This is a genomic window from Acidovorax sp. NCPPB 3576 (assembly GCF_028473605.1).
Taxonomy (GTDB): domain Bacteria; phylum Pseudomonadota; class Gammaproteobacteria; order Burkholderiales; family Burkholderiaceae_C; genus Paracidovorax.
Map to the genome: position 1 here is coordinate 2036382 of NZ_CP097267.1, position 24853 is coordinate 2061234.

Here is a 24853-nt window from a genome sequence, read left to right on the forward strand (position 1 = left end):
TGGTGTAGAGTGGGCGACCCGCCGGGGAGGCTGGGTTTTTCAGGCAACAAGAACTTGCGGGCCATGACCACTGAATTCACGTTTTCCCATTTCACCCTCAGGGTCCACGAGCGTCAGTTGCTGGCCCATGGAAAGCCTGTCTTGTTGGGGGCGCGCGCTTTCGACGTGCTTTGCGCCCTGGTGCACAAAGCCGGCGCTCTGGTGACCAAATCGGAGCTGTTCAATCTGGTTTGGCCCGGCATGGTGGTGGAGGAAAACAACCTGCAGGTGCATGTGTCCTCGCTGCGCAAGCTGCTGGGCTCCGAACTGATCATGACGATCCCGGGGCAGGGCTACCGGTTCGTCGCGCGCGTTGCGCCGGTGGCTGCCGGCGAGCACGTCCCCGAGCCCTTGCCGCCCATGGTGTCCAGTGCGTCCCGCTCGGTCGCGGTGCTGGCTTTCGGCGTGGCGGGCGGTTTGGCCGACGACGGATACCTGGCCGATGGGATGGCCGAGGACATCATCAACCGGCTTTCGCGCTCGCGCTGGCTGTATGTGATCGCCCGCAGTTCGTCGGTAAGCTACCGGCATCCCTTGCCGCCCAACGGCACCATCAGCCGCGAACTGGGCGTGCGCTACCTCGTCTCGGGGCTGATCCGGTTCAACGGCAACCGGTTGCGGGTGACCGCCGAGCTGATCGACGGACCACGCAACGAAACCATCTGGGCGCAGAGCTTCGACCGGCCGGTGGACGACCTCTTTCAGGTGCAGGACGAGATATCGGCGGCCATCGTGAGCGCCATCGAGCCGGTGTACCTGCGGCGCGAGGAATGGGTCAGCAGCCAGTCCACGCCGCGTGACCGCGAGCATTGGGAATTGCTGATGCGCGCGCGCTGGCATTTTTGGCGCTCCACGCGCGACCACATGCAGAAGGCAGAGCACTTCGCGCAAAAGGCGCTGGACAGCAAGCCCGACGATCCGCCGACCCTCGCCTTGCTCGCGTTCATCCTGATGTCGCGCGTGTGGGCCGGGTGGTCCGAGTCCGCCCGCATGGACATTGCCGAAGCCAACCGGCATGCCCTGCAGGCCGTCAGCCACGACGACACCGATGCCTTCGCCCATTTCACGCTGGGCACCGTGCTTTCGTTCTCGCGCAATTTTCCGCAGGCGATATCAGAGCAGGAACATGCCCTGTCGATCTATCCGCAGTTCGCGGCAGCGGCGGGCGAGTTGGGGCGCCTGCTGGCGTTTTGCGGGCGCACGCAGGAGGCCGCGAGCTACGCGCTGCAGGCCTGCGAGGCCAGCCCGCTCGATCCGCACCTGAGCCTGTGGATCCGCACGCGGGCGCTGGCGAGCTTCATCGAACGGGACTACCAGGCTGCGCTCGGGTTCGCCCTGCAGGCGCTGTCCAAACGCCCGGACTGGTTCTTCAACCATTACCTGCTGGCGGCATGTCAGGTCGCGGCCGGGCGCCCCGAGGACGGGCAGCAGACCCTGCGGCAGGCACAGAAGTTCGGCCCGTACTCCCTGCAGGCGCTCAAGGCGGGTCACCCCTTCAGCGACGATGAGCATCTGAACCATTACACCGACTGCTTGCGGCAGGCGGGATGGAGCGAGTGATTGAGTGAGTGAGTGACCGGATGCGCGCCACGAAGCCATCCATAAGAAACCATCGGCAATCCGAAAGAGAGAGGGAAAGATATGTCTGAAGCGAATGCACCCCAGAAAATCGCCATTCTGGGCGGGGGCCTGGCCGCCCTGACGGCGGCCTACGAGCTGACCAGCCAGCCCGGCTGGCAGGAGAAATACGCTATCACGGTGTACCAGATGGGCTGGCGGCTCGGCGGCAAGTGCGCCACCAAGCGGGGGCCCAACAACCGCATCGAAGAGCACGGCATCCACGGGTTCCTGGGCAGCTACTACAACGCGCTGCCGATCATGGCCGACTGCTACAAGGCGCTGGGCCGCCCGGCGGACGCCAAGCTCGCCACGTTCGAGCAGGCCTTCATTCCCGAGAGCTTCGTGCTGATGTGGGAGTTCGAGAACGGCGGCTTCAAGCGCTGGCCCATGACGGTTCCCACCAATTCGCTGACCCCGGACGATTCCTCGTCGCTTCAGACCATCCGCCAATGGATCGGCGGGCTGATCGAGACCACGCAGGGCCTGATCGACCCCGAGGCCACGCCCGGCCTGAGCGAGATCCACAAGTTGGAACTGCGCGCCGGCCAGGACATCCTGGAGCGCCTGCAGAGCGCCATCCTCGACGAGAACGCCGAGCTGGGCACCAGCCACCCCGCGCTCGACGAGGTGTGGGAATGGCTGCACGCGCGGCTCAAAGGCCTGATCGACGAGAACGACGACCTGCGGCGCCTGTACATCCTGCTCGAATACCTGATGGCCATCGTGCGCGGCGTGCTGGCCGACCGCATCATCGAGCGCGGCTTCGATGTGATCGACAACGAGAATTTCAGCGACTGGCTGGCGCGCCACGGCGCTTCGGTGATGACCGTGTCGTCCCCGCTCGCGCTCAACACGGTCAACCTCTCGTACCAGTACCCGCAGGGCGACACGGCCCGCACCGCCAGCATGGCGGCGGGGGCCTACCTGCACTGGTCGCTGCGCAGCTATGCCTACATGGGCGCGTTCGCCTGGCTGTTCGCGGCAGGCACGGGCGAGACGGTGATCGCGCCGCTGTACCTGGTGCTGCGCCAGCGCGGCGTGCAGTTCGAGTTCTTCCACAAGGTCGAGAACCTCGCGCTGTCGGCAGATGGCGAGTCGGTGGCCGCTGTGGAGCTGGGCGTACAGGCCACTCTGGTGAATCCGGACGCGCCCTACGAGCCACTGGTGCCGGTCGAGGGCCTGCCGTCGTGGCCTTCCGGTCCCTGCTATGACCAGCTGGTGGAGGGCGATGCGCTGCGCGAGCAGGACATCGACCTGGAGTCGTACTGGACGCCCTGGAAGAACGTGGGCCAGAAGACCCTGAAGGCCGGCGAAGATTTCGACCAGGTGGTGCTGGCCATCGCGGTGGGTGCCGTGCCCTATCTTTGCAAGGAGCTGCTGGCCGCACGCCCCGCGTGGCGCGCGATGGTCGAGAAAGTGCCTACCGTGCAGACGCAGACCATGCAGGTGTGGCTGAACCGCAGCACCACCGACCTGGGCTGGGACATTCCCCTCAAGAACCCCACCGACACGGTGATCGGCGCCACCTACATGAACCCGCTGGATGGCCAGGTGGACTTCACCCACCTGCTGCAGTGGGAGTCCTGGCCGGCCAGCCAGATGCCCAAATCGCTGTGGTACTTCTCCGGCGCCATGGCCGACTACGAGCCGCCGCCGCCCCTGACCGACACCGGCTACCCCGCACGGGCCCATGCCCGGGTGAAGGCGCAGTGCATCCAGTACCTGCAGGTGTGCATGGGGCCGCTGCTGCCGAAGTCCACGACCAACGTGGTCTCCCCGCCGGGCGATCCGACGGGCATGGATTTCAGCCTGCTGCAGGACCACGACCCGGCCAACGCCGGGCTGGGCGTGCAGCGCTTCGACCAGCAGTTCTGGCGCGCCAACATCGACCCGTCCGAGCGCTACGTGATCAGCCCGCCGGGCAGCACCGCCGCGCGGCTCAAGGCGTGGGAGTCGGGTTTCAGCAACCTCGTGCTGGCGGGCGACTGGATCTACACCGGGCTGAACGTGGGCAGCGCCGAGGGCGCGACCATGGGCGGGCGGCTCGCGTCGCACGCCATCAGCGGCTATCCGGCGCTGACGGACATCGTGGGCTATCCGGCTTCCGCGGACACCCCTTGCGCGCCCCCCGCGGCGCCCGCCACCGAATAGGGCAAGGCGCAATCAGGGCACTCGGGCTGCGGCGGCGCAGCCCGTGTACTGTTCAGCCGTGCAGGAAGTCCGCGTGGCCGGGCCGGCCGGGCAGATGCAGCGCAGCCACGGGCGCCGGGCTGCTCGCCACCCGCCGGCCGCGCCGCCACACCCCCAGGCGCGCGGCGCGCAGCCGGATCGCCTCGGCCGGATCGCGCGCATGCAGCAGCACGAAGTCGGCATGGCAGCCGGCCTGCAGGCCGTAGCCCTCCAGGCCCAGCAGCCGGGCCGGCTGGGTGGTCACCGCCTCGAAGCACTGGCGCATGGCGTGCTGGCTGGTCATCTGGCCCACGTGCAGGCCCATGTGGGCCGCCTCCAGCATGTCGCCGCTGCCGCCGCCGTACCACGGGTCCATCACGCAGTCGTGGCCGAAGGCCACCGTCAGGCCCGCGGCCACCAGCTCGGGCACGCGGGTCATGCCGCGGCGCTTGGGGTAGGTGTCGTGGCGGCCCTGCAGGGTGATGTTGATGAGCGGGTTGGCCACAACGCCCAGCTGCGCCTCGGCCATGAGGGGGATGAGCTTGCTCACGTAGTAGTTGTCCATGCTGTGCATGGAGGTGAGGTGCGAACCCGTCACCCGGCCGTGCAGGCCCAGGCGCTGGGTTTCGAAGGCCAGCGTTTCGACATGGCGCGAGAGCGGATCGTCGGTCTCGTCGCAGTGCATGTCCACCCGCTTGCCCAGGTTGGCGGCCAGCTCGCACAGGATGCGCACGCTCTCCGCACCCTGCGCCATGGTGCGTTCGAAATGGGGAATGCCGCCCACCACGTCCACGCCCAGGTCCAGCGCGCGCTTGAGGTTGTCGAGGCCGCCCGCGGCGCGCAGAACGCCGTCCTGCGGGAAGGCGACCAGCTGCAGATCGAGGTAGGGCGCCACGCGGCGCTTCACGTCCAGCAGCGCGTGCACGGGCAGCAGCCGCGGGTCGCTGGTGTCCACGTGCGAGCGGATGGCCAGCAGGCCGCGCGCCACGGCCCAGTCGCAGTAGTGCATCGCCCGCTCCACGATGGCCTCGTGCGTGAGCTGGGGTTTCAGTTCGCCCCACAACGCGATGCCCTCCAGCAGCGTGCCGCTCTCGTTCACGCGCGGCTGGCCGTAGCTCAGCGTTGAATCCATGTGGAAGTGCGCATCGACGAACGGAGGGCTCAGCAGCAGGCCGCCCGCATCGACGGTGTCTTGCGCCGGGGCCTGCAGGCCCTCGGTCACTTCGGCAATCCGCCCGTCCTGCACGGCCACGGAAACGTTCGTGCGGCCATCGGGCAGGGTGGCGTTGTGGATGAGCAGGTCGAGCATGGTGTGGGGCCGGGGCGGGTGTTTGCGGGGGGGAATGGGCAGTACGGGCCGGCATGCAAAAGCCTTGCCTGCGATGCCAGCGGCCCTGCCAGTGTAGGCCGCTGGCAGATGCGAAAAGCGCATGCAGCTGGCGCTGCCCGGCCCGTGTCGGATTTCTTCCAGACCGCGCGCAAACCGCCCTCTATGCTGCGGGCACATTCGATCCACCCGTTTTTCCCTGAAGGAGACCCCATGCAGTTCGGCTACACCATTCTTTACGTCGAGGACGTGCCCGGCACCGTCGCTTTCTACGAGGCCGCATTCGGCCTTTCGCGCCGCTTCGTGCACGAGGCGGGCGATTTCGGCGAAATGGACACCGGCGCCACGGCGCTGGCGTTCTCTTCGCTCCAGCTGATGGCCCAACTGGGCAAGAACCCGCAGCGTGCGGTGGCGGGCGCGCCGCAATGCGAGGTCGCCTTCACCACGGCCGATGTCGCCGCGGCGGTGGACCGCGCGATCCAGGCCGGCGCCACCCTGGTGCAGGCGCCCGAGTCCATGCCCTGGGGCCAGACGGTGGCCTATGTGCACGACTGCAACGGCTTTCTGGTGGAGCTGTGCACGCCGATGGGTGCGAGCAGCTGACCGCGGGCCATGGCGGCGGTGCCGGCCGCGTCGTTCAACGCGGGTGGCTCGGTGCAGCGGGTGGCAAGGCAGCGTTCAGCCGTAGCCGCTGGACTGCACCGAGGCCAGCAGGTCCTTTGACGCCCGCAACCGGGCGGGCGTCTGTCCCAGCCAGTGCAGGCATTCGCGGCCGAAATGCGCCTGGTCGGCGTAGCCATGGTCCGCCGCGATGGCGGCCAGCGGCGGGGCTTCGTCGCCCGCCAGTGCCTGGGCCGCGCGGCGCACCCGCGCGAGGGCGCGCCAGTAGTGTGGGGGCTCGCCGGTCGCGGTGCGGGTCAGCCGCTCCAGCGTGCGTTCCGAAACGCCCAGCGCCCGCGCGGCGGCCCCCACGGTCGGGGCCTGCGCCAGGGCGGCCAGCGCATCCTGCATGCGCGCGTCGCACCGCGTGAACTCGGCCAGCGCCGCGTGCACGCGGGCGGCGCTCTCGGCCGGATCGCGGGCCAGGTCGATGGACTGCACCGATGGCAGCAGCGCGTCGGCGTCCACCCGCACGCCGGGATGCAGCCGAAAGCCCAGCCAGTCCTCGCCGGCGCTCGCGGGCACGCCGTAGGCCCGCTGCGGTAAAGGCGACACCATCCAGTGCACGGCACCCTGCGCGTCGATCTGCACGATGAGGTCGCGGCACCCGTCGGGCAGCACGCAGGTCACGCCGGCTTCGGTGCCCTGGTGCTGCCACCGTTCCAGCACCGTGGGCGGCAACCACACCGCGGTGGGACAGGCGGGCAGCAGGGGGCGTTCCATGGGAGGCCGGGGCCCTTCAGCCGCGATGCGCGCCGGCCTGCCAGTCGGTGCGGGCGAGCCGGTACAGGCAATGCGGCCGCACTGGGTGGCCCATCGGCACGGCCGGGTGGTCGAACGCTTCGGCGGGGCTTTCGCGCATGCCAAGGCGCTCCATCACCGCGCGCGAGCGCTGGTTGCCCAGGGTGGTGAACGACACGATCTCCTGCAGGCCCAACGTTTCGAAACCCACGCGCAGCGCCAGGCGCGCCGCTTCGCTGGCCAGGCCGTGGCCCCAAAAAGGGCGAGCGAGCCGCCAGCCGATCTCCACGCACGGAGCGAAAGGCAGTTCGGCCGAGGGCCTGTGCAGGCCGACGAAGCCCATGAAGCGCGGGCCGCCGTCGCCCAGCAGGCCATCCGCGGCCCAGAAACCCCAGCCGCGCTGCGCGATCAGCGCCTGGATCCGGTCGGCCATGGCATCGCTGGCGTCGCGGGCCAGCGGCGCGGGAAAGTGCTCCATCACCGCCGGGTCGGCATTCATCGCGGCGAAGGGCGCGCGGTCGGCGGCGGTCCATGGCCGAAGGCGCAGCCGCGGCGTGGTCAGCGACTCCGGGGCGATGGGGACGAAGGTGTCCGGGGGCAATAGCGTCGGCATGCGCCGATGTTAGGCGCAGCGGCGCGCCCTAACGCTCGCCCTTGCGGTACGGCTTCATCAGCGCCTGCGGATACGCCGCCTTGCGCGCCACCAGCACCAGCGCCAGGATCGACAGCAGGTAGGGCAGCATCAAATAGACCTGGTACGGCAGCCACGCATCGCCCGCCTGCTGCAGCCGAAGCTGCAGCGCATCGAAAAACGCGAACAGCAGCGCGCCCAGCAGCGCCTTGCCCGGTCGCCACGAAGCGAACACCACCAGCGCCACGCAGATCCAGCCGCGCCCGTTCACCATGTTGAAGAAGAACGCATTGAACGCCGACAGCGTGAGAAACGCCCCCGCCACGCCCATCAGCGCCGAGCCCGCGACGATGGAGGCCGTGCGCGTGGCCGCCACCGGAATGCCCTGGACCTCGGCCGCCTGCGGGTTCTCGCCCACCATGCGCACGGCCAGCCCGAGCGGGGTGCGCAGCAGCACCCAGGCCAGCAGCGGCACCAGCAGCAGGGCCAGCAGCGTGAGCGGCGTCTGGGCCGACAGGATGGGAATGCCCAGCCAGCCCATGGGCGCGAACGGCTCGACCGTGGGGGGCGTGGTCACTTTCGGAAAGCCCACGCGGTAGCCGTAGTAGCTGAGCGAGGTGGCCAGCAGCGTGATGCCCAGGCCGGACACGTGCTGCGACAGCGCGAGCCCCACGGTCAGCCAAGCGTGCAGCAGCCCGAAGGCCGCCCCGGTGAGTGCGGCCACCAGCACGCCGGTCCACAGGCCATGGCCGGCATACACCGTGAGCCAGCCCGTGAAGGCGCCCGCGACCATGATCCCTTCGATGCCCAGGTTCAGCACGCCTGCGCGCTCGCACAGCAGCACGCCCAGCGTGCCCAGGATGAGCGGCGTGGCCACCCGCAGCGTGGCGATCCAGAACGCCGGGTTGGCCAGGATGTCCATCAGCTCGGTCATACGGGCGGCGCCTTTTGTGCATTTGCTATTGATTTAATAGCATCGAGGGCAATAATTACTAGGGCATGGGGGCGATTCGGCTTGAAACCCGTCATGGCATGCTCCCGCATCACTTCCAGCGCACCCGGTACTGCGCGAGCAGCCCCGCCACCAGCACCGCGATCAGCGAGGCCGCCACGATCACGTCGGCGATGTAGGTGGGAACGCCCACCGCGCGGCTCATGCTGTCCGCCCCCACCAGCACCCCCGCCACGAAGACGCCCGCGGCCACCACGCCCAGCGGGTGCAGGCCCGCCAGCATGGCGATCACGATGCAGCTGTAGCCATAGCCCGGCGACATGTCCAGCGTCACGTAGCTGGTGCGGCCCGCCACCTCGATGGCGCCCGCCAGTCCCGCCAGCCCGCCCGACAGCAGTGCCACCAGCACCACCGTGCGCGTGATCGGCACGCCGGCGAACGCCGCCGCGCGCGCATTCGCCCCCGCGGCGCGGATCTGGAAACCCGGCACCGTGCGCGTGAGCAGTGCCCACAGCAGCACGGCCAGCCCCACGGCCCACAGCAGGCCGGTGTGCAGCCGCGTCTGCGGCACCAGGCGCGACAGTTCCAGCTCGCCTTGCAGCGCCACGCTTTGCGGCCAGCCAAGGGCGAGGGGGTCTTTCATCGGGCCATCGAGCAGGGCGGACACCAGCAGCAGCATCACGAAGTTCAGCAGCAGCGTGGTCACCACCTCATCGACCCCGAGCCGCGCCTTCATCAGCGCCGGCCCCAGCAGCAGCGCCGCCCCGGCCAGCGCGGCGGCCAGCATCATGAGCGGGAACAGCACCGGCACAGGCCACTGCAGGCCGGTTCCGCCGTGCATGCCCCCCACCGCCACCGCCGCGATCGCGCCGGCATACAGCTGGCCCTCCGCGCCAATGTTGAAGAGCCGCGCGCGGAACGCCACGGCCGCGGACAGCCCCGTCAGGATGAGCGGCGTGGCGCGCGTCAAGGTTTCGGTCAGCGCGAACACCGAGCCGAACGCGCCCTGCGCCAGCAGCGCGTAGGTGCGCCCCACCGGCGCGCCGGCCCACAGCACCAGCAGGGCGCTCACCAGCAGGGTGAAGGCCACCGCGCCGATCGGGGCCGCCACATAGGCCAGCGCCGAAGTGCGCTCGCGTTTTTCCAGTCTCATGGGGTGTCGCTTTCAGGGGCGGGCGCCACGGTGGCCGGTGCGGCGTCGGCGCTGCCGCGGGCCCCGCCGGGGTCTGCCCCGGCCATGGCCAGGCCGATGGCCTCGCGCGTCCAGCCCTCGGCGGGGCGGGCGTCGCTCAGGCGCCCGGCGTGCATCACGGCCACGCGGTCGCCCAGCGCCAGCACCTCGTCCAGGTCGTCGGAGATCAGCAGCACGGCCGCGCCGGCATCGCGTGCCGCCACTAGTTGCCGCTGCACGAACGTCACCGCGCCGATGTCCAGGCCCCAGGTGGGCTGGTGCGCCACGATCAGGCGGGGGGCCGGCTGCGTTCCGTCGCCCGGCGGCAGCAGGGCCCGGCCCAGGATGAGTTTTTGCATGTTGCCGCCCGACAGCGACCGCGCCGGCGCGTCCAGCCCGCCGCCGCGCACGTCGAACGTCTCGGCCACGCGGCGGGCATGCTGGCGCGCCACGCCGCGCCGTATCCAGAAACCGGCGAACGCGCCGCGCGAGAACCAGCGGCTGGACAGGCGCTCGGACACCGCGTTCTCCCACACCGGCAGATCGCCCACCACGCCCACGGCATGGCGGTCTTCGGGAATGCGGGCCACGCCCTGCGCCACCAGCCGGGTCGGCCGGGCGGCCAGCGGGGCGCCCAGCAGCGTGGCGGTGCCGCCCGTGGGCTTGCGCACGCCGCATAGCACATCGGCCAGCGCCACCTGGCCATTGCCCGACACCCCCGCGATGGCCACGATCTCGCCCGCATGCAGCGTGAGGCTCACGCCCCGCAGCGCGTCGTGCGCCGACCGCGCCGACGCCTGCGTGCGCACGTCGTCCAGGGTGCACACCGGCGCACCCACCGCGCGGGCCGGGCGGCGCGCCGCCATCTCCACCGCGTGGCCCACCATCCACTGCGCGAGCTGGCCCTGCGTGGTGCCCCGCGCGGGTGCTTCGGCCACCAGCCGGCCCTGCCGCAGCACGGCGATGCGGTGCGACACGCGCAGCACCTCGCCCAGCTTGTGGCTGATGAACACGATCGACAGGCCCTGCGCCACCATCTGGGCCAGGGTGTGGAACAGCGCCTCGCTCTCCTGCGGCGTGAGCACCGCCGTGGGTTCGTCCAGGATCAGGATGCGGGCGCCGCGGTACAGCGCTTTCAGGATTTCGACGCGCTGCCGCTCGCCCACCGAGAGGCGGCCCACCCGGGCATCGGGCGCCACCGGCAGGCCGAACCGGGCCGAGACGTCCAGCAGCCGTGCGCGGGCCGCGGCCCGGCGCGAGAACGGCTGCCACAGCGGCTCGCTGCCCAGCATCACGTTGTCCAGCACGCTCAGGTTGTCGGCCAGCGTGAAGTGCTGGTGCACCATGCCGATGCCGGCCGCGAGCGACGCGCGCGGCTGGCCCGGCGGCAGCGGCTGGCCGAAGACCTCGATGTGCCCCGCATCGGCCCGGTAGTGCCCGAACAGGATCGACATCAGCGTGGACTTGCCCGCGCCGTTCTCGCCCAGCAGCGCCAGCACCTCGCCCCGGGCGAGGGTCAGGTCGATGCCATCGTTGGCGACCAGCGGACCGAACCGCTTGGTGATGCCGCGAAGGCGCAGCACGGGCGGCGCGGCGTCTGCGGACGGCGGGCGGGCGGCGGGTTCACCCACGCGGCATGCTCCGCCCGGCGCAGCGCACGCGCATCACTTGGCCGTGGACTTGGGCTGGCTGTCGTCCACCTTCACGGCGAACTTGCCGGCCAGGATGTCGGCCTCCCTGGCCTTCACCTTGGCCACGACCTCGGCTGGCACCTTCTTCTCGAACGTGCCCAGCGGCGCGAGTTCGGAGCCCTTGTGCTTCATCATCGAATAGGGGCCGTAGTCCTCGGCGGCGAATTTGCCTTCCTTGACCAGCGCGATCGCGCGGTCCACGCTAGGCTCCATGTGCCACAGCGCCGAGGCCACCACCGTGTCCGGGTACTGGGCCTGCGTGTTGATCACGTTGCCGATGGCCAGCTTGCCCTTTTCCTTGGCGGCGTCGGACACGCCGAAGCGCTCGGCATACAGCACGTCCGCGCCCTTGTCGATCATGGCGAAGGTCGCCTCCTTGGCCTTCGGGGGATCGAACCAGCTGTTGATGAAGGTGATGGTGAACTCGGCCTTCGGGTTCACCTCCTTCGCGCCGGCCATGAAGGCATGCATCAGCCGGTTGACCTCCGGAATCGGAAAGCCGCCCACCATGCCGATCTTGTTCGTGCGGGTCATGCCGCCCGCCACCATGCCGGACAGGTAGGCCGGCTCCTGGATGTAGTTGTCGAAGACGCTGAAATTGGGCGCCTGCGGCTTGCCCGAGGAACCCATCACGAACGCCGTCTTGGGAAAGTCCTTGGCCACCTTGCGCGCGGCGGCCTCCACGCCGAACACCTCGCCGAAGATCAGCTGGTTGCCCCCCGTGGCGTACTCGCGCATCACGCGCTCGTAATCGGCATTGGCCACGTTCTCGCTGCTTTTGTATTCGATCTCGCCGCGCGTTTCCGCCGCCTTGAGCGCCTTGTGGATGCGGCTCACCCATTGCTGTTCGTAGGGCACCGTGTAGATCGCCGCCACCTTCAGCTTGGCCTGCGCGAAGGCCAGCGTGGGCGCCAGGCCGATGGTGGCGGAGATGGCCAGGGAGGTGCAGAACAGGCGGCCGGTGAAGAGGCGGCGAGAGGTCATGGAGCGTCTTTCTTGGAAGGAATACGGTGCAAATAAGCAAATCACATGCCCGGTGCGATGCGGTGAGTGGATCGATTATTTGAACTTTCCACCGAAGTCAAATTGTTTCGTTTTGTGTTGTGTGTACGCCCTGTAATGGAATGCATACAAAAAATACAAGAGATTTACACGGCTTTGTCGAATAGCATGCCGCCTCCGACAGACAGGAGTGTTCGATGGTGGTAGCAAATGCACTGGCAGATGCCAGCGGATCAACAGGGGAAGTGCGGGAGACGGGCCCCTCCATCGACCGTCGGAGTGATACCGGCATTGCAGCACTCTGCCTCGTGGCCCGCCTGCACCAAGTCGCAGCCGACCCGGCCACGTTGGGGCATCAGATGGGCCTGCAGCCCAGCGAAGTCGCCACGATGCAGGACCTGGTCCGGGCGGCCAAGCACATCGGCCTGAAAGCCAAGATCAGCCTGACCACCCCAGACCGGCTGGCCCTCAGCCCCTTGCCGGCCCTGGCCATGGTGCGCAACGCGGCCGGCGAAGTGCGGGCCATCGTCCTGGCGCAATGCAACGGCCAGCGTGTGCTGCTGCAAGACCCATCCGCCGGCACCGGCGGCAACCGCCCCACCATCGAATCCCTGGAAGACTTCGCCGCGCAGTGGACCGGCGAGCTGCTGCTCATCACCAGCCGCGCCAGCCTGGCGGGCGAGCTGGCCAAGTTCGACTTCTCGTGGTTCATCCCCAGCCTCGTCAAGCACCGCAAGCTGCTGGGCGAGGTGCTGCTGATCTCTTTCATGCTGCAGCTCTTCGCGCTGATCAGCCCCCTGTTCTTTCAGGTGGTGATGGACAAGGTGCTGGTGCACCATGGCGTGACCACGCTGGACGTGCTGGTCATCGGACTGGTCGTGGTGGTGGTGTTCGAGAGCCTGCTGAACGGCCTGCGCGGCTACGTCTTCAGCCACACCACCAACCGCATCGACGTGGAACTGGGAGCGCGGCTGTTTCGCCACCTCATGCAGCTGCCGCTGTCGTACTTCCAGGCGCGCCGCGTGGGCGATTCGGTGGCCCGCGTGCGGGAACTGGAGAACATCCGCAGCTTCCTGACCGGCAACGCCCTCACCGTGGTGCTGGACGTGCTGTTTTCCGTCATCTTCATCGCCGTGATGCTGTTCTACAGCGTGCCGCTCACGTTGATCGTGCTGGTCAGCCTGCCGCTGTACTTCGGGTTGAGCCTGGCCATCGTGCCCGTGCTGCGTCGGCGGCTCGACCACAAGTTTGCCCGCGGTGCCGAGAACCAGGCCATGCTGGTGGAAACCGTCACCGGCATCCAGACCGTCAAGGCCAGCGCGCTGGAGCCTTCGTTCGCCCGCCGCTGGGACAACCAGCTGGCCGCCTACGTCAGCGCCAGCTTCAAGACGCAGAACATTGCCGCCTGGGCACACGAGGGCGTCAACCTGATCGGCAAGCTGGTGAATGCCGCCACGCTCTGGTACGGCGCCCATCTGGTCATGGACAACCAGCTCACCGTGGGCCAGTTCGTCGCCTTCAACATGTTCGCGCAGCGCGTGGCCCAGCCCATCATGCGCATGGCCCAGCTGTGGACCGACTTCCAGCAGACCGGCATCTCCATGGCGCGCCTGGGCGACATCCTCAACACCCGCACCGAAGTGCCGCCCTCCAGCGCCGCGCAGTTGCCCCCCATCCAGGGCCGCATCACCCTGGACGGCGTGCACTTTCGCTACCGGCCCGAGGCCGCGCCCGTGCTGGGCGGTGTGAGCCTGGACGTGCGGCCTGGGGAGGTCATCGGCATCGTGGGCCGTTCGGGCTCGGGCAAGAGCACCCTTACAAAATTAGTGCAGCGCCTGTACGTGCCGGAGCAGGGCCGCATCCTGGTCGATGGCATCGACATCAGCCTCATCGATGCCGCCCAACTGCGCCGCCAGGTGGGCGTGGTGCTGCAAGAGAACCTGCTGTTCAACCGCAGCGTGCGCGAGAACATCGCCATCGCCGACCCCGCCGCGCCCATCGAAGCCGTGGTGCACGCCGCCCGCCTGGCCGGCGCGCACGACTTCATCAGCGAACTGCCCGAAGGCTACGACACCCTGGTGGGCGAGCAGGGCGGCAGCCTGTCGGGCGGCCAGCGCCAGCGCGTGGCCATTGCGCGGGCCCTGTTCACCAACCCCCGCATCCTCATCCTGGACGAAGCCACCAGCGCGCTGGACTACGAGAGCGAGGCCATCATCCAGCGCAACATGGCGCACATCTGCAAGGGCCGCACAGTGCTCATCATTGCCCACCGCCTGAGCGCCGTGCGGCATGCGAACCGCATCATCGTCATGGACAAGGGCAAGATCGTCGAGGCCGGGCCGCACGATGCGCTCATCCAGCGGCAGCAGGGCTTGTATGCCCACCTGTGGCGCATGCAGGACGGCAGCAAGGCCGCTCCCGCTGCCGAAGGGGCGATCGCATGACGGACACCGTGATCCCCAGCGCCGCCGTGCCTTCGGATACCGCTGCGAATGCCCCCGCGAGTGCCACCGTCGCCAAACCCCAAACGCAGCGCCACCCCGTCATCGAACTGCTGGGCCGCTACCGCGCCGTCTTTCGTGCCGCCTGGGCGCACCGGGCCGAACTGGCCGGCCCATCGCGCCTGGCGGACGAGCAGGCCTTTTTGCCCGCCGCTTTGAGCCTGCAGGAAACGCCGGTCCACCCGGCCCCGCGGCGCATCGCCTTCGTGCTGATGGCACTGTTCGTGATCGCGTTGCTGTGGGCCATCTTCGGCAAGATCGACATCGTGGCCGTGGCGCCCGGGCGGGTCATCGTGAGCGACCGCACCAAGCTCGTGCAGCCACTGGAGAACAGCGTCATCCGCCGCATCCTGGTCAAGGACGGCGACCACGTGCAGGCCGGCCAGCCCCTGCTGGAGCTGGACCCCACCGCCGCACGGGCCGACAAGGCCAGCTTTCATGAAGCGCGGCGTTCCGCGGATTCGGAATGGGTGCGCAGCCGCGTCCTGCAACAGGTGCTATCGAATCTGGAGCAACCAAGGCAAGGACCACTAGGGCAAGTGGCACGTTTGACCACCAAAGACGTACCGCCTGAATGGCAGACCCAGGACCTGGCCGAGGCCAATGCCCAACTGGCGGCCGAGTGGAGCGACATCACCGCGCGCCTGGCCAAGCTGGCCGCCGAGCGCCAGCGCCGCCAGGCGGAGATGGCCACCGTGCGGGCCATGATCGGCAAGCTGGAGGCCACCGTGCCCATCGCGCGCCAGCGCGAGCAGGACTTCAAGGCCCTGGCCGACCAAGGCTTCATGTCGGGCCACGCCAACCAGGACCGCACGCGCGAGCGCATCGAACTGGAGCGGGACCTGGCCACCCAGCAGGCCCGGCTGGAAGAAGCCCAGGCCGCGCTGCGCGAGGCCGAACAGACCCGCAGCGCCTACCTGGCCGAAACCCGCCGCGCCTTGAGCGATCGCCAGGCGCAGGCGGACTTGAAGCGCCAGCAATCGGGCCAGGAACTGGCCAAGGCCACCCAGCGCGAGCGGCTTGCCACGCTCACGGCCCCCGTTGCCGGAACCGTCCAGCAACTGGCCGCCCACACCGAAGGCGGGGTGGTCACCGAAGCCCAGGCGCTGATGGTGATCGTGCCCGACAGCGCCGGCGTGAGCGCCGAGGTGACGCTGGAAAACAAGGACATCGGCTTCGTGGTGCCAGGGCAGGAGGTGGCCATCAAGCTGGAGACCTTCCCGTTCACGCGCTACGGCACCGTGAAGGCCACGGTGGACAAGGTGACGCAGGACGCCGTCACCGACGAAAAGCGGGGCGCCATCTTCCCGGCGCTGATCACCTTGAACCAGAGCCACATCGACGTGGACGGCAAGCCGATCCGGCTGGCGCCGGGGATGAACCTGACGGCGGAGATCAAGACGGGCAAGAGGCGGGTCATCGAGTACCTGCTCAGCCCCATCCAGCGGGCGGGCAGCGAGAGCTTGAGGGAACGCTGACGGTAGCGCTCACGGCACCCTGGCGCGATCAGCGCAGCCCACGGGACCGCCGTCGGTTGCCACTTACCACTCGCCACTCGCCACTTGCCACTTGCCACTTGCCACTTGCCACTTGCCACCTTCCAACGTGGCAAGGCAGCACACACAGCGTGTCCGCACGACGAAACACCTCCTGCGAGCCATCGCACAGCCGCGGCTGCGAATGCGATGGGCGTGGGCTTTTGACAGATCCATTGATAAACGAAAGGAATCCCGATGAGCAGCAACAACAACAACCAGAACGCCCCCGCCGTCTCGTGGCGCTTCAAGGGCACCCAGGGAGCGACGCCCTGGAAGGAAAGCTATGTCGAATCCAGCGTCGCGGCGGAGCTCGCCAGCGCTCTGGTGCCGTCTGCAGGCGCCGCCGCCGCCGCGCCCGCACTCTCTGCCGCCGTGCAGGAAGCGCAGCTGACGCAGGCCTCCATTGCACAGGCGACGACCACTGCCGCAGACACCGTGCAATGGAATCTGGAGGCGCTGCATTCGCGTGGCCAGAACGGCGTGCTGGGTGAACTGGTGGCCACCGAGGTGGCTTCGCAGACCCTCGCCAGCGTGGAGAGCATGCGTCCCTACGCTTACGGGTTGGGGATGGGCGCGGCACAGGACCCAGCGCTCGCGGAACACACCAAGCCGCTGGAGTGGCCGGCGACCGAAGCCCGCATGGAAAGCACCCGTCCCTACACGACCGACAGCGAAGCGCTGGCGATCTTCGGGTCCACCAAACCGATGCTGCTGTCGGATGTGACGGACGGCGCAGGAACGACCAAGCCGCTGGAGTGGTCGGCGGCCGAAACCCGCATGGAAAGCACCCGTCCCTACACGACCGACAGCGAAGCGCTGGCGATCTTCGGGTCCACCAAACCGATGCTGCTGACGGATGTGACGGACGGAGCGGGAACGACCAAGCCGCTGGAGTGGTCGCCCTCGATGAGCGGCGCATTGGAGCAGCCCCTCGCGCTGGCACTGGAAGGCAGCGCGCAGCAATTGCTGCAGGCCATGGCGGGCTTTGCGCCATCGGCGATGGGGACTGCGGCAACCGCTTCGGGGACCCAGGCCGTCTTGTGGAATCAGGCCATCGCCGTGGGAGCGCAGTCGTGAGATACCGACAGGAACTGGATTGCTATTGAAAGAGTAGCAGCTTGCCCAATAAGTACTAGGGCATCAGGGCGATTTGACCCAAAAAACCGAGCAAGTACCGAAACCAGGCACCCCGCAACACCCCAGAAAGGCCAGGCTCACCAATGAAGAAGAACCATCGAATCCCGACAAACCCCCTGCGCACCGGCCTGCTGTGCCTGCTGCTGGCCCTGGGCGGCTGTGCGAGCAACTACGCGCCCGCCGCCGCGCCCGGCAGCGCCGCCGCGAACCAGTCCATGAAGGAACGCCAGCGCATCGCGGGCGAGATGTTCCGCGAGCGGTGCAAGAAATCGGGGGTGTTCATTCACCGGACGGTGGAGGGTGTGGAGGGGATTTTTGTGATGAAAATTCGGCCTAAAGGGATTAATTTTGAAAATCAATATGTCTTGGACGATCCTTATGGTCGTGATATCGGTGGCGATGGATATATGACAATGTTATTAAAGGGGAGCTTTGAGCATGGCACAAAACCTGGCCCCAATCGCCCCGTAGACGCTCCCGCTGACCCCATCGGTTATGAATACGTCGAAGCCATTGATCCGACAGACGGCGTGAGATACCGATATACGGGATCGATCGTAGAACCTTGGCAAACAGACAAGAGTTATTTGAAGGGCTATACAAAATATGTCCTTAATAAATCCCCTGCTAAAGTCCCCACTCCCCGGTACGGCGTGACCTACGACGACATTTCCACCAAGGAAGAACGCGATTACTGGATCGCCGGCAGTTCCCTCAAAGTCATTGACTTGCAAACCAATGAAGTGATGGCCGAAAGAATTGGCTATATGGTGGATTGGGCGCAGGGCATCCGTCTGGGAGGGCGTTCTCCCTGGTTACTCGCTGCAGACAATGCCTGTCCTGAATTCGCACCTCAACGCGGTTCGACAGTGCAACCAGCTCAAACCCTCCGTTTCATCAACAAATCACTCAAGCCCAAGGGAGCTAAATAATGACTGCACCGACCATCGCTGAATACCTGTCCTATGCCAATTTGCAAATCGCAGCGGAATCTTTCATTCGAGATGAGGCAACTAATCAACTGAGAAATTCAGGTATTTTTTACACGGATGCCTTGACGGCAGGCAATCGTCACTCCAGTCGCTTTGTAGCCACCCAGGCCGACAAATTCGCCGACGACTGGCAGGTCGTCGATCAGCTCGCCAACACCAAGACCGGCTTTAGCGGCACCTTGTTCCGCAGGGTCCGCGATGACCCCGCGACCGGCGCCAAGGCCGGAGAAACCGTCCTGTCCTTCCGCTCCACCGAATTCATCGACGACGCGGCGCGCGACAACAAGGCCACCAACGATCTGGAAATCAAGAACACCGGCTTCGCCTGGGGCCAGATCGCCGACATGCAGGCGTGGTACGCCGAACTGAAGGCCGATCCCACCAAGCTCGGCGGCGGGCAGGCGTTCAGCGTCACCGGCTACAGCCTGGGCGGGCACCTGGCCACCGCGTTCAACCTGCTCAACGCGGGCGAGGCGCAGCGCGTGGTCACCTTCAACGGCGCGGGCGTGGGGCAGATGAAGGACGGCACCCTGGCCGGGGCCTTGCAGGATTTCAACACGCTGCGCGGCAGCACCGACGAGCTGGCGGCCCGCTTCACCGAAACTGGCCTGGCCGCCACCTACCGCACCATCCGGGAGGGCCTGGCCAGCGGGTCCATGACCGCCGCCTCGGCGCAGACGTGGCTGCAAGCGCAGTACACCGATCCCGTCAGCGGCCAGGTGCGCGCGTTGGGCCCCCAGGCACAGATGCTGCAAACCGCCCTGCGCGAGATCGACGCCATCGCCAAGGAGGCCGTGCGCGTCACCACCCTGGTGGCCGGCGGCACGGGCGAAGGCGCCAGTGCCAATCCCAGGAACGTCCCTGCGCAGGACATCGCCGGGCTGGACTTGAACTACCGGCTGGCCATGCAGATCGCGGGCCAGCACACCCGCTCCGCCTCGCTGGCGGCCGGCGCGGGCCAGGGCTTCGGCGACAAGCAATACGGCGGGCAACTGGCCAACCAGTACGACGTGGTGGGCGACACCAGTCCTTCCGTGGTCTCCAACAGCCAGTGGCACTACGGGCAGGACGTGCGCATCGGCATCGAGGACCAGCCCCTGTACCGGGGCGTCAACACCAAGGGCGGCACCTGCCAGCGCAAGCGGGCCAAGGCGGGAAATCATCGTTTTGCTATCAAAAAAGAAGCAATCAAGGCAATGATTACTAAGGCGTAAGCGCGATTCGACTCAATAAATCAAGGAAGGAAGAACCATGACCAAAAACAACCCAACCCCCCGATTCCCGACCAGCCCGCTGCGCACCGGCCTGCTGTGCCTGCTGCTGGCCCTGGGCGGCTGCGCGAGCAACTACGCACCCGCCGCCGCGCCCGGCAGCGCTGCCGCGAACCAACCCATGAAGGAACGCCAGCGCATTGCGGGCGAGATGTTCCGCGAGCGGTGCAAGAAGTCGGGGGTGTTCATTCACCGGACGGTGGAGGATGTCGAGGGCGTGTTTCTGATGAAGCTGCGGCCTGAGGGACTTAATTATGGGGATCAATATAAATTGGATGATCCCTATCAGGCTGAAGAAATACCCCCGCTCAGCCAGCCCGGCAACCCAACCCCGGTAAGCTCACCAGTCCCTCCCATCTCCATTGCCTGACCCCATGCGCGGCGCCGACACCTTCACCGAGAGCCTGTTTTCCGTTCGCAAGCTCGACGACTTTGTCCCAGCCTCGCATCCCCTGCGTCCCATCCGCAAGATGGTCAACGCAGCCTTGGCCAAGATGGATGCCCTGTTCTCGCGCATGTACGAAGCAGACATCAAAGGCGGGCGCCCCAGCATCGCCCCCGAGAAGCTGCTGCGCGCCATGCTGCTGCAAGTGCTGTACAGCGTGCGCTCGGAGCGCCAGTTGATGGAGCAGGTGCAGTACAACCTCTTGTTTCGCTGGTTCATAGGCCTGTCCATGGACGACGAGGTCTGGGTACCCAGCGTGTTCACCAAGAATCGTGAGCGCCTGATCGAGCACGACGCCGTGATCGAGTTCTTCAACGAAGTGCTCAAGATCGCCGACAAGAAGCACTGGCTCTCGGGCGAGCACTTCAGTGTGGACGGCACGCTCATCCAGGCCTGGGCGGGCCACAAGAGCTTCGCGCGCAAAGGCGACGATGACGCGAGCGGTGATGGTCGTGATGGCAATAGTGACAACACAGATGATGGCCATGGTGCAGATGCCAAAGCCAACAGCGATGGCGGCAACTTCAAGGGCCAGCGGCGCAGCAACGACACCCACGAATCCACAACCGATGCCGATGCCCGGCTGTACCGCAAAGGCAATACCGCCAGCGAACTGCGCTACATGGGGCACACCCTGAGCGACAACCGCCACGGGCTGGTGGCCAATGCGGTAGTCACGCTGGCCGATGGCTACGCAGAACGGGAAGCAGCCAAGGCCATGATCAACGACGCCAGGCAGGCGCAGGCCGATCCCATGCGAACCATCACGCTGGGGGCAGACAAAGGCTATGACGCATGCGAATTCATTGAAGCGTGCCAGGCCATGAACGTCACGCCCCACGTGGCCCAGAACAAGTCAGGCAGAAACTCGGCCGTGCCCGAAGCCATTGCGCAAAGCGAAGGCTACGCGGTATCGCAACAAAAGAGAAAGCTCATCGAGCAAGGCTTTGGCTGGGCCAAGACCGTGGGCGGCATGAGGCAGGTGATGGTGCGAGGAATCAAGCGCGTGGACCAGATGTTCGTGCTGACGATGGCGGGCTACAACCTGGTGCGCATGCGCACGCTGGGGCAATGGGGACAGGTGCGTGCGCAGGCAGTGCATTGAGGGAAAACGGGTGCAAAGGTGGCCCCAACATGCGCAAGAACGCCTGATTGGCCGCTCGGATCCCGGGATGTGAAAGCCAGCGAGCCCGCCGACGACCGCAGGCCAGGACTGGCTTGGAATCTGGGGAGTATTTCTTCAGCCTGCTATGGCAGTGATTCCGCCGGAAAAGGATACATAGAGAATTTTCTGCGTGGTAGTTTTGAGGCTACCCATAAATACCCGGAATCTTTTGTTCCGCCTTTAGGTTACTTGTACGTCGAAGCCATCGACCCGGCAGATGGTGTGAGATACCGATATACGGGATCGATCGTAGAACCTTGGCAAACAGACAAGAGTTATTTGAAGGGGTATACAAAATATGTCCTTAATAAATCCGCCGCCAAAGGCCCCGTCCCCCGCTACGGCGTGACCTACGACGACATCTCCACCAAGGAAGAGCGCGATTACTGGATCGCCGGCAGTTCCCTCAAAGTCATCGACCTTAAAACCAATGAGGTGATTGCGGAGCGCATCGGCTACATGGTGGATTGGGCGCAGGGTATCAGTTTAGGTGGGCGCTCTCCTTGGCTATTGGCTGCAAATAATGCTTGCCCTGAATTCGCCCCCCGTCACGGATCGAGTGCGCAGCCGCGCCAAGCCTCGAATTTTGTTCAGAAAGTAGTTAAGCCTTCGGAGAAGAAGTAATGACACAGCCGACCATTGCGGAATATCTGTCTTATGCCAACCTGCAAATCGCTGCCGAATCGTTCATTCGTGATGAGAAAAATCCAGGTGTTTTCAGAAATCAAGGTCAAGCATTCCTTGACGCCCTGACCCGTGGCAACGACCACTCCAGCCGCTTCGTAGCCACCCAAGCCGAAAAATTCGCCGACGACTGGCAAGTCGTCGACCAGCGCGCCAACACCAAGACCGGCTTTAGCGGCACCCTGTTCCGCAGGGTCCGCGATGACCCCGCGACCGGCGCCAAGGCCGGAGAAACCGTCCTGTCCTTCCGCTCGACCGAATTCATCGACGACGCGGCCCGCGACAACAAGGCCACCAACGATCTGGAAATCAAGAACACCGGCTTCGCGTGGGGCCAGATCGCCGACATGCAGGCGTGGTATGCCGAGTTGAAGGCCGATCAGGGCAAGCTCGGCGGCGGCCAGGCGTTCAGCGTCACCGGCTACAGCCTGGGCGGGCACCTGGCCACCGCGTTCAATCTGCTCAATGCTGGCGCGGCGCAGCGCGTGGTCACCTTCAACGGCGCGGGCGTGGGGCAAATGAAAGACGGCACCCTGGCCAAGGCCTTGCAGGATTTCAACACGCTGCGCGGCAGCACCGACGAGCTGGCGGCCCGCTTCACCGAAACCGGTCTGGCCGCCACCTACCGCACCCTCCAGGAGGGCCTGGCCAGCGGGTCCATGACCGCCGCCTCCGCGCAGACCTGGCTGCAGGCGCAGTACACCGATCCCGTCAGCGGCCAGGTGCGCGCGTTGGGCCCCCAGGCACAGATGCTGCAAACCGCCCTGCGCGAGATCGACGCCATCGCCAAGGAGGCCGTGCGCGTCCCCAAGCTGGTGGCCGGCGGCAAGGGCGAAGACGCCAATGCACGGCCCAAGGAAGTCACGCCGCAGGACATCGCCGGGCTGGACCTGAACTACCGGCTGGCCATGCAGTACGCGGGCCAGCACACCCGCTCCGCCTCGCTGGCGGCTGGCGCGGGCCAGGGCTTCGGCGACAAGCAATACGGCGGGCAACTGGCCAACCAGTACGACGTGGTGGGCGACACCAGTCCTTCCGTGGTCTCCAACAGCCAGTGGCACTACGGGCAGGACGTGCGCATCGGCATCGAGGACCAGCCCCTGTACCGGGGCGGCATCGGTGGCGGCATCCTGCTGGACGCCATCGCGCTCAAGAGCCCGGACCTGCTGGTGGACGGGTATGCGCTGAAAGACTTCGGGGATACGCACAGCCTGGTGCTGCTGGTCGATTCGCTGTCGCTGCAGAACACCCTGCTGTCGCTGGTGCCGCCCGAGCAGCGCACGCAGGACAGCGCAAAGGAACTCTTCAAGGCCCTGTACCAGGCCGCCACCGACAAAAAGCGCGTGGACGGCGACCTGCTGGCTGGCGCAGGCCAGGGCAAGGCCGAAGGCGATCTGTTGGAAAACCTCGTCAACGCCCTGGCCGACACCGTGCTGGGGCCGCAGGCCAGGGCCACGCGCCTGAAGGGCAATACCGAGGGCGGCACCTGGGCACGCACCCAGGACGAGGACGGCTACAGCGGGCGCGACCGCTTCTATGCCGTGCTGGAAAAAGTCCAGAAAGGCATCGAGGACCTGAAACTCGACAAGCCCTTTGCGCTGGCATCCACCGGCGCGGCCACGTCGCTCATCCGCTCGGCGCGCAGCGACTTCGGCGACTACCTCGCCTTGCAGACCCTGAGCCCCTTCGCCCTGCACATGGCCGATGCCCAGGCGGGGCAGGACGCCATCGGGGCGCGCTGGGGCGCGGCGTACACCGACTGGAAGAGCGACCAACAGGCGCTGGCGGCCGGCCAATCCACCGCAGACCTGCGCATCAGCGACCAGTGGCTGACCGACCGTGCGGCGCTGCTGGAGCGCAAGAATGCATTCGGCATCGCCAACCTGAATTCCTTCGATCTCACGCCGATCCCCGAGCAAGGCCCCCGGGCCACCGCGCCCTACCATCTGGAGGACACCTACTACGAAGACGCGAACAGCGGCTACAAATTGCGCCAGGGCGCGATCACCAATGCCACACGGAACGTCTATTTCGGCGATGGCGAGGACAACCAGTTTTCCGGCCGGGCGCTGGAAGACCACCTGTACGGCGGTGCGGGCAACGATGTGCTTTTGGAATTTGCTATCGAAAGAAAAGCAACGAAGGCAATGGGTACTAGGGCGTAAGAGCAATTCGATTAGTCAAGGAAAAACCAATGAAGAGAAAGAACCAGACCCCTCGAAGCCCAATGAGCCCGCTGCGCACCGGCCTGCTGTGCCTGCTGCTGGCCCTGGGCGGCTGCGCCAGCGACTACGCGCCCGCCGCCGCGCCCGGCAGCGCCGCCGCGAACCAGTCCATGAAGGAGCGCCAGCGCATTGCGGGCGAGATGTTCCGCGAGCGGTGCAAGAAGTCGGGGGTATTTATTCACCGGACGGTGGAGGACGTGGAGGGGATTTTTGTGATGAAGCTGCGACCTGATGGGCTTAATTATGGGGATCAATATAAGTTGGATGATCCATACGGGAGTGATTCTGCGGGGAAAGGATACATACACAACTTTCTTCGGGGTAGTTTTGAAGCTACTCATAAATATCCTGATAGTTTTACTCCCCCTTTGGGGTATTTGTATGTCGAAGCCATCGACCCGGCGGACGGCGTGAGATACCGATATACCGGCTCCGTTAAAGCTGTGAGAAAAATGAAAATCGATGCACCGAATGTCCAATTGGAATTGAAGCGCGACCCAAATTTCGATCTAAATATCTATGATTACGTTCTAGATCGCGTTGCCGCCAAAGGCTTAGTCCCTCGGTACGGCGTGACCTACGACGATATTTCCACTAAGGAAGAACGCGATTATTGGATCGCCGGCAGTTCCCTCAAAGTTATCGACCTCCAAACCAATGAAGTGATTGCCGAACGTATCGGCTATATGGTGGATTGGGCGCAGGGCATCCGTCTGGGAGGGCGTTCGCCGTGGTTACTGGCTGCTAATAATGCCTGTCCAGAGTTTGCTCCTCGTCACGGATCAAGCGCACAGCCACGGCAAGCCTCCAATTTTGTGCAAAAAGTACTTAAGCCTTCGGAAAAGAAATAATGACTGCACCAACCATTGCTGAATACCTTTCCTACGCCAAT

20 protein-coding genes are annotated in these 24853 nt (G+C 66.1%); 13 read left to right on the forward strand and 7 right to left on the reverse strand.

From position 1 onward, the window contains the following. Positions 1 to 63: 63 nt before the first annotated feature. Positions 64 to 1599, forward strand: coding sequence for a winged helix-turn-helix domain-containing protein (locus M5C98_RS09410; protein ID WP_272552365.1), 1536 nt, complete (start codon positions 64 to 66; stop codon positions 1597 to 1599). 81 nt (positions 1600 to 1680) lie between these two features. Then, a complete protein-coding gene (locus tag M5C98_RS09415) occupies positions 1681 to 3810 on the forward strand; it encodes an NAD(P)/FAD-dependent oxidoreductase (protein ID WP_272552366.1) in 2130 nt (709 codons plus the stop codon). A gap of 52 nt (positions 3811 to 3862) precedes the next feature. Here M5C98_RS09415 and M5C98_RS09420 read toward each other — a convergent pair whose 3' ends face one another. Beyond that, positions 3863 to 5137, reverse strand: coding sequence for an amidohydrolase family protein (locus M5C98_RS09420; RefSeq protein WP_272552367.1), 1275 nt, complete (start codon positions 5135 to 5137; stop codon positions 3863 to 3865). 231 nt (positions 5138 to 5368) lie between these two features. On the opposite strand from M5C98_RS09420, the gene M5C98_RS09425 reads away from it, so the two are divergent. Further along, the gene (locus M5C98_RS09425; protein ID WP_272552369.1) at positions 5369 to 5758 is read left to right on the forward strand and encodes a VOC family protein; all 390 of its coding nucleotides are present in this window, start codon (positions 5369 to 5371) and stop codon (positions 5756 to 5758) included. A 75-nt stretch (positions 5759 to 5833) separates the two neighbouring features. Here M5C98_RS09425 and M5C98_RS09430 read toward each other — a convergent pair whose 3' ends face one another. The 6 genes from M5C98_RS09430 to M5C98_RS09455 form a co-directional block, all read right to left on the reverse strand. Next, entirely contained in the window at positions 5834 to 6538 is a 705-nt protein-coding gene (locus M5C98_RS09430; protein WP_272552371.1) for an AraC family transcriptional regulator, read from the reverse strand. A 16-nt stretch (positions 6539 to 6554) separates the two neighbouring features. Further along, positions 6555 to 7169 carry a GNAT family N-acetyltransferase gene (locus M5C98_RS09435; protein WP_272552372.1) on the reverse strand — a complete coding sequence of 205 codons (615 nt, stop codon included), beginning with the start codon at positions 7167 to 7169 and terminating at the stop codon, positions 6555 to 6557. Between the two features lie 28 nt (positions 7170 to 7197). Next, on the reverse strand, positions 7198 to 8121 hold the full coding sequence (locus M5C98_RS09440) for an ABC transporter permease (protein WP_272552373.1): 924 nt from the start codon (positions 8119 to 8121) through the stop codon (positions 7198 to 7200). Positions 8122 to 8230: 109 nt separating this feature from the next. Further along, on the reverse strand, positions 8231 to 9292 hold the full coding sequence (locus M5C98_RS09445; RefSeq protein WP_272552375.1) for an ABC transporter permease: 1062 nt from the start codon (positions 9290 to 9292) through the stop codon (positions 8231 to 8233). Further along, a complete protein-coding gene (locus M5C98_RS09450; protein WP_272552376.1) occupies positions 9289 to 10941 on the reverse strand; it encodes an ABC transporter ATP-binding protein in 1653 nt (550 codons plus the stop codon). The genes M5C98_RS09445 and M5C98_RS09450 overlap by 4 nt, the downstream gene beginning before the upstream one ends. A 33-nt stretch (positions 10942 to 10974) precedes the next feature. Beyond that, the gene (locus tag M5C98_RS09455; RefSeq protein ID WP_272552377.1) at positions 10975 to 11985 is read right to left on the reverse strand and encodes a BMP family protein; all 1011 of its coding nucleotides are present in this window, start codon (positions 11983 to 11985) and stop codon (positions 10975 to 10977) included. 215 nt (positions 11986 to 12200) lie between these two features. Between M5C98_RS09455 and M5C98_RS09460 the strand changes: the two genes are divergently transcribed. The 10 genes from M5C98_RS09460 (at position 12201) to M5C98_RS09505 (ending at position 24812) form a co-directional block, all read left to right on the forward strand. Then, entirely contained in the window at positions 12201 to 14447 is a 2247-nt protein-coding gene (locus M5C98_RS09460) for a type I secretion system permease/ATPase (RefSeq protein WP_272552379.1), read from the forward strand. Then, on the forward strand, positions 14444 to 15982 hold the full coding sequence (locus tag M5C98_RS09465; RefSeq protein ID WP_272552381.1) for an HlyD family type I secretion periplasmic adaptor subunit: 1539 nt from the start codon (positions 14444 to 14446) through the stop codon (positions 15980 to 15982). Before M5C98_RS09460 ends, M5C98_RS09465 begins: the two co-directional genes overlap by 4 nt. A 255-nt stretch (positions 15983 to 16237) precedes the next feature. Next, entirely contained in the window at positions 16238 to 17119 is an 882-nt protein-coding gene (locus M5C98_RS09470) for a hypothetical protein (RefSeq protein ID WP_272552383.1), read from the forward strand. Positions 17120 to 17262: 143 nt separating this feature from the next. Next, positions 17263 to 18111: a hypothetical protein gene (locus M5C98_RS09475; RefSeq protein WP_272552384.1), complete on the forward strand. Its 849-nt coding sequence runs from the start codon at positions 17263 to 17265 to the stop codon at positions 18109 to 18111. A 122-nt stretch (positions 18112 to 18233) separates the two neighbouring features. After that, complete coding sequence (locus tag M5C98_RS09480) at positions 18234 to 19385, forward strand: hypothetical protein (protein WP_272552385.1); 1152 nt, start codon at positions 18234 to 18236, stop codon at positions 19383 to 19385. A 37-nt stretch (positions 19386 to 19422) separates the two neighbouring features. Further along, positions 19423 to 19812, forward strand: coding sequence for a hypothetical protein (locus tag M5C98_RS09485; RefSeq protein ID WP_272552387.1), 390 nt, complete (start codon positions 19423 to 19425; stop codon positions 19810 to 19812). 4 nt (positions 19813 to 19816) lie between these two features. Then, positions 19817 to 20992: an IS5 family transposase gene (locus M5C98_RS09490; RefSeq protein WP_272548362.1), complete on the forward strand. Its 1176-nt coding sequence runs from the start codon at positions 19817 to 19819 to the stop codon at positions 20990 to 20992. Positions 20993 to 21061: 69 nt separating this feature from the next. Further along, on the forward strand, positions 21062 to 21676 hold the full coding sequence (locus M5C98_RS09495; protein ID WP_272552388.1) for a hypothetical protein: 615 nt from the start codon (positions 21062 to 21064) through the stop codon (positions 21674 to 21676). Further along, complete coding sequence (locus M5C98_RS09500) at positions 21676 to 23901, forward strand: hypothetical protein (protein ID WP_272552389.1); 2226 nt, start codon at positions 21676 to 21678, stop codon at positions 23899 to 23901. The genes M5C98_RS09495 and M5C98_RS09500 overlap by 1 nt, the downstream gene beginning before the upstream one ends. A 29-nt stretch (positions 23902 to 23930) precedes the next feature. Further along, entirely contained in the window at positions 23931 to 24812 is an 882-nt protein-coding gene (locus tag M5C98_RS09505; RefSeq protein ID WP_272552390.1) for a hypothetical protein, read from the forward strand. The last annotated feature ends 41 nt before the right edge of the window (positions 24813 to 24853 follow it).